The 13,328-nt window shown below is 68.3% G+C and carries 12 protein-coding genes; 8 read left to right on the forward strand and 4 right to left on the reverse strand.

Going from position 1 to position 13,328, the window contains the following annotated elements; all coding sequences use genetic code 11:
• Positions 1 to 53: 53 nt before the first annotated feature.
• The 4 genes from purL to QQA13_RS03155 all read left to right on the forward strand — a co-directional run bounded on the left by purL (position 54) and on the right by QQA13_RS03155 (position 6,616).
• Positions 54 to 3,917, forward strand: a complete 3,864-nt coding sequence (gene purL, locus QQA13_RS03140; protein WP_108472682.1) for a phosphoribosylformylglycinamidine synthase — start codon at positions 54 to 56, stop codon at positions 3,915 to 3,917.
• 29 nt (positions 3,918 to 3,946) lie between these two features.
• On the forward strand, positions 3,947 to 4,693 hold the full coding sequence (locus tag QQA13_RS03145; protein WP_108472683.1) for a hypothetical protein: 747 nt from the start codon (positions 3,947 to 3,949) through the stop codon (positions 4,691 to 4,693).
• Positions 4,694 to 4,746: 53 nt separating this feature from the next.
• Entirely contained in the window at positions 4,747 to 5,631 is an 885-nt protein-coding gene (locus QQA13_RS03150; protein WP_108472806.1) for a glycosyltransferase family 2 protein, read from the forward strand.
• Between the two features lie 91 nt (positions 5,632 to 5,722).
• On the forward strand, positions 5,723 to 6,616 hold the full coding sequence (locus QQA13_RS03155) for a DMT family transporter (protein ID WP_108472684.1): 894 nt from the start codon (positions 5,723 to 5,725) through the stop codon (positions 6,614 to 6,616).
• Here the strand turns inward: QQA13_RS03155 and QQA13_RS03160 are convergent.
• Positions 6,604 to 7,128 (reverse strand): DUF2127 domain-containing protein, encoded by a 525-nt coding sequence (locus QQA13_RS03160; RefSeq protein ID WP_108472685.1) that lies wholly within the window; start codon positions 7,126 to 7,128, stop codon positions 6,604 to 6,606. The two genes, QQA13_RS03155 and QQA13_RS03160, sit on opposite strands and share 13 nt — an antisense overlap.
• 299 nt (positions 7,129 to 7,427) lie before the next feature.
• Here QQA13_RS03160 and QQA13_RS03165 point away from each other — a divergent pair, with 299 nt between their 5' ends.
• Positions 7,428 to 8,237 carry a class I SAM-dependent methyltransferase gene (locus QQA13_RS03165; protein WP_108472686.1) on the forward strand — a complete coding sequence of 270 codons (810 nt, stop codon included), beginning with the start codon at positions 7,428 to 7,430 and terminating at the stop codon, positions 8,235 to 8,237.
• 87 nt (positions 8,238 to 8,324) lie between these two features.
• Here QQA13_RS03165 and QQA13_RS03170 read toward each other — a convergent pair whose 3' ends face one another.
• Together QQA13_RS03170 and QQA13_RS03175 are read right to left on the reverse strand one after the other, a co-directional pair.
• A complete protein-coding gene (locus tag QQA13_RS03170; RefSeq protein ID WP_108472687.1) occupies positions 8,325 to 8,519 on the reverse strand; it encodes a YbdD/YjiX family protein in 195 nt (64 codons plus the stop codon).
• A gap of 10 nt (positions 8,520 to 8,529) precedes the next feature.
• Positions 8,530 to 10,605 (reverse strand): carbon starvation CstA family protein, encoded by a 2,076-nt coding sequence (locus QQA13_RS03175; protein WP_108472688.1) that lies wholly within the window; start codon positions 10,603 to 10,605, stop codon positions 8,530 to 8,532.
• A 172-nt stretch (positions 10,606 to 10,777) separates the two neighbouring features.
• Here QQA13_RS03175 and QQA13_RS03180 point away from each other — a divergent pair, with 172 nt between their 5' ends.
• From QQA13_RS03180 to QQA13_RS03190, 3 genes are all read left to right on the forward strand, one after another.
• Positions 10,778 to 11,587 carry a DUF4197 domain-containing protein gene (locus QQA13_RS03180; protein ID WP_108472689.1) on the forward strand — a complete coding sequence of 270 codons (810 nt, stop codon included), beginning with the start codon at positions 10,778 to 10,780 and terminating at the stop codon, positions 11,585 to 11,587.
• A gap of 71 nt (positions 11,588 to 11,658) precedes the next feature.
• Positions 11,659 to 12,213 carry a peptide deformylase gene (def, locus tag QQA13_RS03185; RefSeq protein WP_108472690.1) on the forward strand — a complete coding sequence of 185 codons (555 nt, stop codon included), beginning with the start codon at positions 11,659 to 11,661 and terminating at the stop codon, positions 12,211 to 12,213.
• Positions 12,214 to 12,217: 4 nt separating this feature from the next.
• Entirely contained in the window at positions 12,218 to 12,475 is a 258-nt protein-coding gene (locus tag QQA13_RS03190; RefSeq protein ID WP_234411380.1) for a DUF427 domain-containing protein, read from the forward strand.
• Between the two features lie 95 nt (positions 12,476 to 12,570).
• Here the strand turns inward: QQA13_RS03190 and QQA13_RS03195 are convergent, their stop codons facing one another.
• Entirely contained in the window at positions 12,571 to 13,302 is a 732-nt protein-coding gene (locus tag QQA13_RS03195) for a hypothetical protein (protein ID WP_108472692.1), read from the reverse strand.
• Between the last annotated feature and the right edge of the window lie 26 nt (positions 13,303 to 13,328).

The raw sequence follows: 13,328 nt of genomic DNA on the forward strand, positions 1-13,328 counted from the left end.
TATTGCAGCATGGGTTAGAATAGGCGTTTTCCTCGCATAGCGCCGTTCCCCGCATGATCGCACTCGACGGGCAGAACGCCCTCTCGCCGTTCCGCCTCGAACGCCTCAATGCCCGCCTGGATGCCCTGCATCGCGGCGTGCGCGTGCAGGCGTCGTGGTTCGTCTATTTCGTCGACGCCGGCACGGTGCCGGAAGGCGAGCTGCGCGAGCGCCTGCTGGCCGTGCTGGAAGCGAAGGATGCGCTGCCCGAGTCGGCCACGCTGTGGGTGGTGCCGCGGCTGGGCACGATCTCGCCGTGGTCGAGCAAGGCCACCGACATCCTGCATGGCGCCGGTTTCGACGTGCGCCGGGTGGAGCGCGGCCTGGCCTGGCAGGTCGCCGGCCTGCCGCCGGCCGAGGCGCCGGACCATGCCGCGATCATGGCAGTGCTGCACGACGCGATGACGCAATCGGTGCTGACCCGCATCGACGACGCGCAAGGCCTGTTCCTGGCTGGCTCGCCCGGCGACCTGGTGCACGTGGCGCTGGGCGCCGAGCCGCAGGCCGCACTGGCTGCGGCGAACCTGCGGCTGGGCCTGGCGCTGGCTGACGACGAGATCGACTACCTGGTCGACCGCTACGCCGAGCTTGGCCGCGATCCCACCGACGCCGAGCTGTTCATGTTCGCCCAGGCGAACTCCGAGCACTGCCGTCACAAGGTGTTCAACGCCAGCTGGGCGGTCGACGGCGCGGAACAGGACAAGACCCTGTTCGGCATGATCAAGCACACCCACCAGCGCTCACCCGCACATACGCTGTCCGCCTATTCGGACAACGCGGCAGTGATCGAGGGCAGCACCGGCCGGCGCTTCTTCGCCGATCCAGCCGATGGCGTGTGGCGCGCTCACGAGGAACGCATCGACTACGCGATCAAGGTGGAAACGCACAACCACCCCACCGCGATCGCGCCCTGGCCCGGCGCGGCCACCGGCGCCGGCGGCGAGATCCGCGACGAGGGCGCCACCGGCCGTGGCGGCAAGCCGAAGGCCGGGCTCACCGGCTTCTCGGTGTCCGACCTGCGCATTCCCGGCCTGCCACGGCCGTGGGAAGTGGAGCGCCCGCTGCCGCCGCGCATGGCCAGCGCGTTCGAGATCATGCGCGACGGCCCGCTCGGCGCCGCCGCGTTCAACAACGAATTCGGCCGTGCCTGTCTGGGCGGCTATTTCCGCAGCTACGAGCACGAGAGCGCCGAACCCGGCCTGCGCCGCGGCTACGACAAGCCGATCATGCTGGCCGGCGGGCTGGCCAATCTGCGCCCCGGCCACGTGCTGAAACGCGCGGTGCAGCCGGGCAACAAGGTGATCGTGCTGGGCGGCCCGGCCATGCTGATCGGCCTGGGCGGCGGTGCGGCCTCGTCGGTCGCCGGCGGCGCGTCAAGCGCGGAGCTGGACTTCGCCTCGGTGCAGCGCGACAACGCCGAGATGGAGCGGCGCTGCCAGGAAGTGATCGACGCCTGCTGGGCGCGCGGTGAAAACAACCCGATCGTCAGCGTGCACGACGTCGGCGCCGGCGGCCTGTCCAACGCGATTCCCGAGCTGCTCAACGACGCCGGCGTCGGCGGCGTGATCGACCTGTCGAAGATTCCCTGCGACGACCCCTCGCTGTCGCCGATGCAGGTGTGGAGCAACGAATCGCAGGAACGCTACGTGCTGGCGATCGGTCCGGAGAATCTGGCTGAGTTCGAGGCGATGTGCATGCGCGAGCGCTGCCCGTATGCCGTCGTCGGCGACGCCACGGTCGAGCGCCAGCTGGTGCTGACCGACCCGCGCCGCGGGCTGACCGTGATCGACCTGCCGATGGACGTACTGTTCGGCAAGCCGCCGCGGATGCATCGCGACGCCACGCGGCACAAGGCGCGCGTCGACCTGGTGCCGGACCTCACCGGCATCGGCATGGACGAAGCGCTGCTGCGCGTGCTGCGCCTGCCCGGCGTGGGCAGCAAGAGTTTCCTGATCACCATCGGCGACCGCACCGTCGGCGGCCTGAATGCGCGCGACCCGATGGTCGGCCCGTGGCAGGTGCCGGTGGCCGACTGCGCGGTGACCATCGCCGACTTCGACGGCTATGCCGGCGAGGCAATGGCGATGGCCGAGCGTGCGCCGGTGGCCCTGCTCTCCAGCGCCGACGCGGCGCGGCTGACGGTCGGCGAGGCGATCACCAACCTGGCTGCGGCGTCGATCGCCAGCCTCGGCGAAGTGCGCCTGTCGGCGAACTGGATGGCTGCGGTCAACCATCCGGGTGAGGACGCCGCGCTGTTCGATGCGGTCAAGGCGATCGGCATGGAATTGTGCCCCGAGCTGGAGATCTCCATCCCGGTCGGCAAGGACTCGCTGTCGATGCAGACCGTGTGGCAGGACGGCGGCACCGCGCAACGGACGGTGTCGCCGGTGTCGCTGGTGATCACCGGTTTTGCCCGCGTCGGCGACGTGCGTCGCACGCTCACCCCGCAGTTGCGGCTGGATCGCGGCGCCACCGAGTTGTGGCTGCTCGACCTGGGCGCGGGGCGCGACCGTCTCGGCGGCTCGGCGCTGACCCAGGTGTTCAACCGCGGCGGCGGCGTGCCGCCGAACCTGGACGACGCGAAGCGATTGCGCGCGCTGTTCGAGCTGATCCAGGAAGCGAACGCGAGCGGCCTGCTGCTGGCCTACCACGACCGCTCCGACGGCGGCGTCATCACCACCTTGCTGGAGATGGCGTTTGCCGGCCACTGCGGCCTGGAAATCCATCTGGACGGCTGGGCTGAGGCGACCCTGCGTGCGCTGTTCAACGAGGAACTCGGCGCGGTGGTGCAGGTGGCCGAGGCGAACCGCGAGGCGTTCGAGGCGCTGTTGATCAGGCACGGGTTGGCTGGCATCAGTCATCGCATCGGCCGGCCGAAGGAGAAGCTGGGGATCAAGCTGTTCCTCGGCGGCGAGACCTTGTTCAAGTGGCACTGGAGCACGCTGTTCAAGGCATGGAACGAGACCAGCCACGCGATGCAGCGCCTGCGCGACAACCCGCTCAGCGCCGATGCCGAATCCGAATGGCGACTCGACGATGCCGATCCGGGCATCACCCCGAAGCTCACCTTCGATCCGGCGCAGGACATCGCCGCGCCGTTCATCGGCAAGGGCGAACGCCCGCGCATCGCGGTCCTGCGCGAGCAGGGCGTCAACGGCCAAGTCGAGATGTCGGCCGCGTTCACCCGCGCCGGCTTCGACGCGGTGGACGTGCACATGTCCGATCTGGCCAGCGGGCGGATCAAGCTGGCGGACTTCCGCGGCTTCGCCGCCTGCGGTGGTTTTTCCTACGGCGACGTGCTCGGCGCCGGCCGCGGCTGGGCCACCTCGATCCTGTACAACGACAGGCTGCGCGCCGAGTTCACCGCGTTCTTCGCCGACCCGACGAAGTTCGCGCTGGGCGTATGCAACGGTTGCCAGATGCTGTCGCAGCTGAAGGAGATCATTCCCGGCGCGCAGCACTGGCCGAAGTTCCTGCGCAACGCGTCCGAACAGTACGAGGCGCGCCTGGCCACGCTGGAGATCCTCGACACGCCAAGCCTCTTCTTCAAGGGCATGGCCGGTTCGCGGATTCCGGTGGCGGTGGCGCACGGCGAGGGCCGGGTCAGTTTCCCGCACGCCTGCAGCCCGTCGAAGTCGAACGGCGCGGTGCGCTTCGTCGACAACCGCGGCAAGCCGACCGAGAATTTCCCGCTCAACACCAACGGCTCGCCGGGCGGCCTGGCCGGCTTCACCGCCGCCGATGGCCGCGTGACGATCATGATGCCGCACCCCGAGCGCGTCTTCCGCAGCGTGCAGCTGAGCTGGCATCCGGAGCAGTGGGGCGAGGATTCACCGTGGATGCGCATGTTCCGCAACGCCCGCGCGTGGTGCGGCTGAGCGCCCGCCAGGCAACGAGGCGCTGAGCGGTGGCCCGGCGCCGCAGGCCGGCGTGGCGTGGCGTGCTGGCGCGCGTGGCCTGGCTGGTCCTGCTGGCCTTGCTGCCGTGGTGGCTGGGTCTGCCGCTGCTGCTGGCGCTGGCGGCGGTGGTGACCTTGCTGCAGCACCGGCTGGCCGTCGAACATGTCGCGTTGATCCGGCGCGCCTTGCGCTGGGGTCTGCCGGGCGTGCTGTTCGCGCTGCAGCGGGCACTGGGTGGCGACGCGTTTGCCTGGGGCGCGGCCTTGCTGGGCGCGCTGGCCGGCTACACGCTGCTGGCTGGCCTGGAGGCCTGGCTCGATCGCGCGCTGCGCCGCGCGCCGGCGGCGGCGCCATTCGCCGAGTGGCCGGAACTGGCGATGGCGCCGATCGGTCCGCCCGCGGAGATCATCGAGCTGCAGCCGCCGACATGGCAGGTCGCCGCGGACGGTCTGGTCGATCCACTGGGCGGCCGCGTGGCCTACCGTGATGGCGCGTACCTTTTTGAAATCGGCGAACGCATCGACGGCGTCGGCGCGCAGGCCGCCTTCAGCCCGGGTGGGCGCTGGTTCGCCGCGCGCATGCACCATGACCGCGGCGTGCTGCTGTGGGATCGCCAGCACGAGCGGCAGCATCGCCTGCGCGGCTGGCAGCTGGGCGGCTGGTATCGCGAGCAGCCGTGGCTGCTTCGCCGCGACGATGACATGCCGCTGGCGTTGTCGGCCGTGCTTGGCGAAGACGATGTGGAAGAAACGTGAAGTCGCGGACGGTTCTCCCTGCGCGCGTCTCCGCGCATACTTGCCCCGTGACTATCCCCGCTTCCCATCGCTCGCCGTTCGCGCTGGCGCTCAGCGTGATCGTGGTGTCCGCCGACAGCGGCCCGACGTTGCGTGAATGCGTGCGCAGCGTGCTGGCCAGCACGCTGCCGCTGGAGTTGATCCTGGTCGACAACGATTCGCACGACGGCGTGCCCGAGGCGATCGAGCGCGCGCATGTGCACGACACGCGGCTGCAGGTGATCTACAACCACCGCAACCTCGGCTTCGGCCCGGCGGCGAACCTCGCCGCGAAGCAGGCACATGGCCAGGCGCTGCTGATCCTCAACCCCGATTGCCTGTTGCTGCAGGACGACCTGCAGCGCTTGCTGGACCTGCTGTCCGGCCGGCCCCGGGCCGGCCTGATCGGTGCGGTGGTGTGCGATGCCGACGGTCGCCCCGATCCGGCCTCGTGGCGGCGCGATCCACTGCTGCAGCGGGCGCTCAACAGCCTGTTCGGCCGCGCCGGCGAGAAGGTCAACATCGAGCGGGAGATTCCGGCCGAGACGATCGAGGCCGAGGCCGTCTCGGGTGCGTTGATGCTGATGCCGCGCGCGATGTTCCAGCGTCTGGGCGGTTTCGACGAGGACTACTTCCTGCATTGCGAGGACCTGGACCTGTGCCGCCGCGTGCGCGACCTTGGCTACCAGGTGCTGCTGGCCGGCGATGTGCGCGTGCTGCACGGCAAGGGCAGCTCCAGCCGGCACCGCCCGGTGTTCGTCAGCCGGCACAAGCACCGCGGCATGTGGCGCTGGTTCCGCAAGCACGACCCGGCCGCGCGCAACCCGCTGACCGCCGGCGTGGTGTGGCTGGGCATCTGGGGGCATTTCGTGCTGCAGATCCCGCGGCAGTTGCTGCGGCGGAAGGCGAGGAGCGAGTGAGGAGAAACGGGAAAATAGCGAAGGAAAAACCGCTACGTGGCGCCGCTGCCTTTCTCTCGCTCCTCACTCCTCTCCATTCACTTCCCGCCCCATGAACGCACGCACCACCTCCCTCCTCGCCACCCTTGGCCTGCTGGCGATGACCGCCGTGTGGGGCTCCACCTTCGTGCTGATCAAGGATGTGATCGGGCGCATGCCGGTGGCGGATTTCCTGGCCGTGCGCTTCGTGATCGCCGCGATGGCCATGCTGGTGCTGTTCGCCCGGCCGGTATGGCGGCTCGGCCGCGGACAGGTTGCGCGCGGCCTGCTGCTGGGCACGATCTACGGCATCGGCCAGTTGCTGCAGACCTGGGGGCTGTCGCTGATCGCGCCCAGCGTCAGCGGTTTCGCCACCGGCATGTACGTGGTGTTCACGCCGATCCTGGCGTTGCTGCTGCTCGGCCAGCGCATGGCTGGCGTGGTGTGGCTGGCGGTGGCGCTATCCACCGCGGGGCTGGCGCTGTTGTCGCTCAACGGCGTCTCGGTGGATCTCGGCGTGTGGCTGACACTGGCCTCGGCGGCGCTGTACGCGCTGCACATCGTGCTGCTCGGCCAGTGGTCGCGGCAGGGCGAGGCGTTCGGCCTGTCGGCGGTGCAGATGGTGGCGATCGCCGCGGTCTGCCTGCTCGCCACCGCACCGCACGGGCCGATGCTGCCGCCCGATCGCGGCGCCTGGTTCGCCGTGCTGTACATGGCGCTGGTCGCCGGCGCCGGCGCGATGCTGATGCAGACTTGGGCGCAATCGCACCTGCCTGCCGCGCGTGCCGCCATCGTGATGACCACTGAACCGGTGTTCGCCGCCGCGTTCGCGGTGCTGCTGGGCAGCGACGTGATCAGCTGGCGCATGCTCGCCGGCGGCGGGCTGATCCTGGCGGCGATGTACCTGGTCGAGCTGATGCCGCGACGTGCGGCGCTATCCGCCGAGGCGGCGCATCACGAGGTGTGAGGCTTCGATGCATGTCGTGCCGCTCGCGTCTGCAGCGCCACGCGCACCAGGTACACCACGATTGCCACATTGCCGACCAGGGTGGCCAGCTTGAGCCAGCCGAAGCGGTGCAGGGTCTCGTACAGTTCCAGCGGGATCAGCGAGCCGGTGGCGATCACGGTGAACCACTCGGCCCAGTACTTGCCCCGCCACAGGCCGACGCCCTCGATACCGAACAGCACGGCGTAGCCCAGCGCGACCACACCGACCGCCACGAACCGGCTGGGCCCGAAATCCTGCAGCAGACCGACCAGCTTCCAGCGCAGGCTGTTGCTGTCGGCCAGCGAGAGATGTTCCAGCCAGTGCACCAGTTGTTCGAAGTTCTGCTGGCGGTCGAGGTGAAAGGCCGCCATCGCCACCAGGACCAGGCAGACGGTCTTGACGATTTCGTAGATGGCGATGACCCGCAGGCCAGCATGGTGCTGGCCGGACGCGACTGCCGCGGGGGCGCCGGTGGATTCGGGAATGGACATCGGGTGGTGATTGGCTGAGCAGTCCGTATTGTCGCCGATCCGGGGCGGAACGGCCTGTGGGAGATGTCATGGCCGTACGGGGCAGCGGACGCCTGGCCCGCACTCGATGCGTTGCCGCCGTGCGGCAGTGAAAGCGGGAAGCCAGGGACGGCTGGCGTGAATTCACTATCCTCCATGCCGCTATCTCGCATCAAGCTGCCAGACTACGTGCATCGGGTGGGCGAGCCGGAGTCGCTCACGGGAGACCAGGAAGCGAGCCTGCGCCCGATGTGACCGTTTTCCCGTTCCGGAGGCCAGCCATGTCGCATCCCGTCGAGCATTCCCCTGCCGTCGCCACGGCCGCGGACGAAGCCATGCCGCACGGCCCGTCGGCCGTCGGCCTGCGTGACGCGAAACTCGGCGGCTGGTATCGCGAGGACAGCGGCGAGTTGTTCCGCGGCATGCCGATCGGTGCCGGTGACGTGGTGGTGGACGTCGGCTGCGGTGCCGGCGTCAACAGCGTGTTCTGCGCGCGCCACGGCGCCCACGTCTACGCCATCGACCGCGAGCCGCAGGTGATCCGCGAGGTGCGCGCCCGGCTCAGCGTCGAAGGCCGCGGCACGCACGCCGCGCTGGTCAGTGACGCGAACCCGCTGCCGCTGGACGATGGCATGGCCACGCGGGTGATCTGCACCGAGGTGTTGCAGCACGTGGATGATCCGCAACAAGTGCTGGCCGAGCTGGTGCGGATCGGTGCTTCCGGCGCCATCTACCTGCTCAGCGTACCCGGCGCGCTGCAGGAGGGGTTGCAGGAAAAGGTGTTGCCGCCGGAATACCGTGGGCAACCCGGTGGCGCGCTGCGGGTGATCGATCGCGATGAGCTGGCTCGGTGGGTCAGCGACGCCGGCCTGGTGGTGATGGAGCACACCCAGCACGGCTTCTTCTGGTCGATCTGGTGGGCGCTGTTCTGGGGTTGCCAGGTGGAGCTGTATGACCCCGCCCATCCGGTGCTCGATCACTGGACCGCCGCCTGGCAGACACTGCTGGACATGCCGCAGGGACAGCAGCTCAAGCGGCAGCTGGACGAGTTCATGCCGATCAGCCAGATCGTCGTGGCGCGCAAACCCTGAGCGCGGCGCGGCGGCGAACCGTGGCCGCACTGGCAGATATTCCGGTGCGCTCACCCCTCCCGTGACAGCAGAGGGGCTTGCGAATGCTCAGCAGCAGCGTCCGCCGCCGCCCTTGTAACGCGCTTCCTGCCGCTCGCGGAAGAACTCCTTGTAGCTGGGCACCTCGCGTTCGGGATGGTGCTCGCGCAGGTGCTTCACGTAGACGTCGTAGTCGGGCACGCCGCAGCACAGGCGGGCGGTTTGCACCGCCCACTTGCGCACGGACTGGAAGTTCGCGTTCATCGCCTCGTCCTCAGCCAGCCACGCTACCCAGCGCCACGTACGGTTCCTCGTGCGCGGTCGGGTGGTTGGTCTGCCAGCCCCTGATCGCGGCGCGCAGGCAGAAGATCACCATCGCCACGACCAGCACCATGAACAGGCCGGTCATCACCATGTCGACGTAGTTGTTGGTGACGATCTGCTGCATCGCGGCCTGGGTCTTGGCCGGCGCCAGCAGCTTGCCCTGCTGCATCGCGGCCGCGTACTTGTTGGCGGCGGCGGTGAAGCTGATCGGGCCGACCAGCTTTTCGTAGCCGGCGGTGAGCGTGCAGATGATCAGCCACAGCGCCGGGATGCCCGGCACCCACACGTAGCGCTCGCGCTTGAGTTTCACCACCACCACGGTAGCCAGCATCAGCGCGATCGCGGCCAGCATCTGGTTGGCGATACCGAACAGCGGCCACAGCGTGTTGATGCCGCCGAGCGGATCGACCGCGCCCTGGTACAGGAAGTAGCCCCACAGCGCCACGCAGATCGCGGTGGCCAGCAGGTTGCCGGTCCACGATTCGGTTTCCTGCAGCGGCTTGTGGATCAGGCCGGCGATCTCCTGGATCATGAAGCGACCCACGCGGGTGCCGGCATCGACCGTGGTCAGGATGAAAAGCGCTTCGAACAGGATCGCGTAGTGGTACCAGAACGCCATCATGCCGCCGCCGGGCAGGATGTTGTGCAGCAGCTGGGCCATGCCCACGGCCAGCGTCGGCGCACCGCCGGCGCGGCTGAGGATGCTGCCCTCACCGATGTTTTTGGCGGTCTGGATCAATTCATCCGGGGTCACCACGAAGCCCCACTGGCTGATCGTGGTGGCCGCGTCCTGCACGGTGGTGCCGATGATCGCGCCGGGCGCATTCATCGCGAAGTACACGCCCGGGTGCAGCGAGGCGGCGGCGACCAGCGCCATGATCGCCACGAACGCCTCCATCAGCATGCCGCCGTAGCCGACCAGGCGGGCCTGGCCTTCGTTGGCCAGCAGCTTCGGCGTGGTGCCCGAGGCGATGATCGAGTGCCAGCCGGAGACCGCGCCGCAGGCGATGGTGATGAACAGGAACGGGAACAGGTTGCCGGCGAACACCGGGCCGGTGCCGTCGATGAATTTCGTCACCGCCGGCATCTGCAGCATCGGCGCGGACAGGAAGATCGCCAGCGCCAGCAGCGCGATGGTGCCGATCTTGAGGAAGGTGGACAGATAATCGCGCGGCGCCAGCAGCAGCCACACCGGCAGCACCGAGGCGCAGAAGCCGTAGCCGATCAGCCACCAGGCCAGCGCCTTGGCGTCGAAGTCGAACAGCGGCGCCAGCGTGGCCGATTCGGCCACGTAACGGCCGACCCAGATCGAGGCCAGCAGCAGCACCAGGCCGATGATCGACACTTCCAGGATCCGGCCCGGGCGGAACCAGCGCATGTAACCGCCCATCAGGAACGCAATCGGGATCGTGGCGGCCACGGTGAAGGTGCCCCACGGACTGTGCGTGAGCGCCTTGACCACCACCAGTGCCAGCACCGCCAGCACGATCATCATCAGTACCAGCACGCCGATCATCGCCACGATGCCGGGCATCGGGCCCAGCTCCTCGCGCAGCATGTGGCCGAGCGAGCGCGCGTCGCGGCGCAATGACAGACCCAGGATCATGAAATCCTGCACCGCGCCGGCGAACACCACGCCGAACAGGATCCAGATCGTGCCGGGCAGGTAGCCCATCTGCGCGGCCAGCACCGGGCCGACCAGCGGGCCGGCACCGGCGATCGCGGCGAAGTGGTGGCCGAACACCACCCACTTGTCGGTGGGCACGTAGTCCAGGCCATCATTGCGCAGCACCGAGGGCGGCGCGCGGGTGGGATCGAGCCGCAGCACCGAGTGCTCGATGAACTTGCCGTAGAAGCGGTAGCCGATCACGAAGATGGCGATCGACGCGGCGACCAGCCAGATCGCGTTGATCGGCTCGCCCCGGCGCAGCGCCACCACGCCCAGGCAGAACGCGCCGACGATGGCGATGGCGACCCACAATATCTTGCTGGCCGGGCTGGGTTTGGGCATGACGGCGGCTTGCATGGGCGGGTTCTCCTGGACAGTGCTGCAAGATTCATCCCGCCGGCCGCGATGGTCAATCCCGAAACCGGCCAATCGGCATTAGCCTTTGGTCGAATAGCGAGGTCCGCCTCGTCACGCCGTGACGAGGCGGCGGCGCTACACTGGCCGCCCCGCCGGCCACAAGGAATTCGTCATGCGCATCGCGGTTCGCTACGGTTTGCTGAGCCTCGCCCTCACGGTCGCCGCGCTGCCGCTGACGGCCACCGGTTCCGGTCAGTTCAAGGACCTGCTGAACAAGGTCAAGCAGTCGACGCATGCGTCCAGTTCATCTCAGCTCGGCAGCAACCTGCCGACCAGCGACATCGCCGCCGGCCTCAAGGAGGCACTGGCCAAGGGCACCACCAACGCGATCAACAGCCTCGGTCGCGACGGCGGCTTCTGGAACAACAGCAAGGTACGCATCCCGCTGCCGGGCAAGCTCGAACAGGCCGGCAAGCTGGCGCGTGAGCTGGGCCAGGGCGCCAGGGTCGATGCGTTCGAGCTGAGCATGAACCGCGCGGCCGAGAAGGCGGTGCCGCAGGTGGCCGAGATCTTCGGCGACGCGATCCGCAAGATGACCCTGGATGACGCGCGCGGCATCCTCACCGGCGGCGACCACGCGGCCACCGACTTCTTCCGCCGCGTCGCCGGCGACGCACTGACCGCGCGCATCCATCCGATCGTGGCCAGGGCCACCGACAGCGTCGGCGTCACCCAGAAGTACAAGGCGTTCACCTCCGGCAGCGGCGGCGGTGTTCTGGGCGGTGCCTTGGGCTCGCTGAGTGCGCTGGGTGGAAAATCCGCCAGCAAGACGTCGGGCAGCCCGTTGAACCTGGACGACTACGTGACGGCGAAGACCCTGGACGGCCTGTTCACCACCATTGGCGAGCAGGAACAGTCGATCCGCCACAACCCGGGCGCGCGCACCACCGACCTGCTGAAGAAGGTGTTCGGCAGCCGCTGAGCGGGCGGCCGGCGTTCACGCAGGAGCGGGCACCATCGCAGGCCGTGACCTTCCCGACGACGAGGCAGCGCATGATCCGTGAAATCCTCAAGATGGGCGATCCGCGTCTGCTGCGCATCGCGCCGCTGGTGCCCACCGCGATGTTGGGCAGCGCCGAGCTCGACGCGCTGATCGCCGACATGTTCGAGACCATGCAGGCCGCCGGCGGCGTCGGCCTGGCCGCGCCGCAGATCGGCGTCGACCTGCAACTGGTGATCTTCGGCTTCGAGCATTCCGAACGCTACCCCGACGCCCCCGAAGTGCCGCGCACGATCCTGCTCAACCCGGTGATCACGCCGCTGTCGCAGGACATGGAGGAAGGCTGGGAAGGCTGCCTGTCCGTGCCCGGCCTGCGCGGCGCGGTGAACCGCTACACGCTGATTCGCTACGAAGGCGTCGACCCGAAGGGAGCGCGCATCGAACGTACCGCCGAAGGCTTCCACGCCCGCGTGGTGCAGCACGAGTGCGACCACCTGATTGGTCGGCTGTACCCGTCGCGCATCACCGATTTCAGCAAGTTTGGCTACACCGAGGTGCTGTTTCCGGGCCAAAACATGGAGACGGCTGATGCGCGCAACGTGGAATGACGCCGTGCTCGCAGAGAGCAACGATACGGTGGTGGTCGAGGGCAATCACTATTTCCCTGCCGACTCGCTCCGACGCGAGTATTTCCGCGACAGCAATCATCACAGTGTCTGTCCATGGAAGGGCACGGCGAGTTACTACGACCTGGTTGTCGGCGATGCGGTCAATCCGCAAGCGGCCTGGTACTACCCGCAACCGAAAGATGCCGCCGCGCAGATCAAGGGTCGCGTGGCGTTCTGGCATGGTGTTGAGGTGGTGGGCTGACCACCCCGGTTGCCGCCGGGCCACGCTTGCCGGTGCGCATCGTGGCCGACTGATGCCCTTGTGCAGCCGCTGGCTGCGCAAGGGCATTGTTGTCGTCAGTGCTTTTGATCCTGTGCGGCCTTGGCTGCCGATTCCGCGTCGTCGAACCGCCACGCCGGCTTGTTCGTCCCGTCGAGGTCCAGTTGCGCGCGCGGGAGGCCGTCCTTGCCGTTGAGCTTGATGTGGGCGCTGTTGGTATCGGTGCCCAATTCGATGCCGGTGTCCTTCGCCTTGGGATCGCCGTAGTTGATGATCATCCCGGCAAAGCCTTCCTTGTCGTCGACCATCATGCCGATCGCATCGTAGGGTGGAGTGGCCCGGTCCAGTCCGAACACGGCACGGCCCATGCCCATGTAGCCCATGCCGCCGCGCTCATTGCCCTTCGTGTCGTACAGCGTCAAGCCGTAGTTGTCACCATCACCGATGCGCTTGTAGCTCTTGCCACCAATGAAGGGTGCGGGCATTTGCCCGAGGGCGAAGCGGTCCGCACCGGTTGCGCCGAGGAAGATGATGCCGTCGGAGGCATCGTCCTTGCGCAGGCGATCCTTGCTGGCCGGTACCGGTGCGCCGATCAGGATGCGGTCGTGCCCCTGCGCATCGGTGATCACCAGGCCCTGTGCCCGGAGAATCGGGTCCGCCCTGGTCGGTGTGTCTGGTTTGCGCAGCCATGACATGGCAGCCAGTGCGATCACCGCCAGCAGGGCGATGATCACCAGGATGCGCAAACGCGCTACTTCCCGCTGCAAGCGGTTCCAGTCTTCCACGCGGACGTCGGTCTGTTCGGACATGCGTTGTCTTCCTTGCCGGGTTGGGG

It is taken from the genome of Rhodanobacter thiooxydans (assembly GCF_030291135.1).
Taxonomy (GTDB): Bacteria; Pseudomonadota; Gammaproteobacteria; order Xanthomonadales; family Rhodanobacteraceae; genus Rhodanobacter; species Rhodanobacter thiooxydans_A.

What these genes read in the sequence shown, in the direction of transcription:
- purL (WP_108472682.1), top strand. Translation starts at nt 54, where the DNA reads ATGATCGCACTCGACGGGCAGAACGCCCTCTCGCCGTTCCGCCTCGAA.
- QQA13_RS03170 (WP_108472687.1), bottom strand. Translation starts at nt 8,519, where the DNA reads ATGAACGCGAACTTCCAGTCCGTGCGCAAGTGGGCGGTGCAAACCGCC.
- QQA13_RS03195 (WP_108472692.1), bottom strand. Translation starts at nt 13,302, where the DNA reads ATGTCCGAACAGACCGACGTCCGCGTGGAAGACTGGAACCGCTTGCAG.
- QQA13_RS03165 (WP_108472686.1), top strand. Translation starts at nt 7,428, where the DNA reads ATGTCGCATCCCGTCGAGCATTCCCCTGCCGTCGCCACGGCCGCGGAC.
- def (WP_108472690.1), top strand. Translation starts at nt 11,659, where the DNA reads ATGATCCGTGAAATCCTCAAGATGGGCGATCCGCGTCTGCTGCGCATC.
- QQA13_RS03160 (WP_108472685.1), bottom strand. Translation starts at nt 7,128, where the DNA reads ATGTCCATTCCCGAATCCACCGGCGCCCCCGCGGCAGTCGCGTCCGGC.
- QQA13_RS03180 (WP_108472689.1), top strand. Translation starts at nt 10,778, where the DNA reads ATGCGCATCGCGGTTCGCTACGGTTTGCTGAGCCTCGCCCTCACGGTC.
- QQA13_RS03155 (WP_108472684.1), top strand. Translation starts at nt 5,723, where the DNA reads ATGAACGCACGCACCACCTCCCTCCTCGCCACCCTTGGCCTGCTGGCG.
- QQA13_RS03175 (WP_108472688.1), bottom strand. Translation starts at nt 10,605, where the DNA reads ATGCAAGCCGCCGTCATGCCCAAACCCAGCCCGGCCAGCAAGATATTG.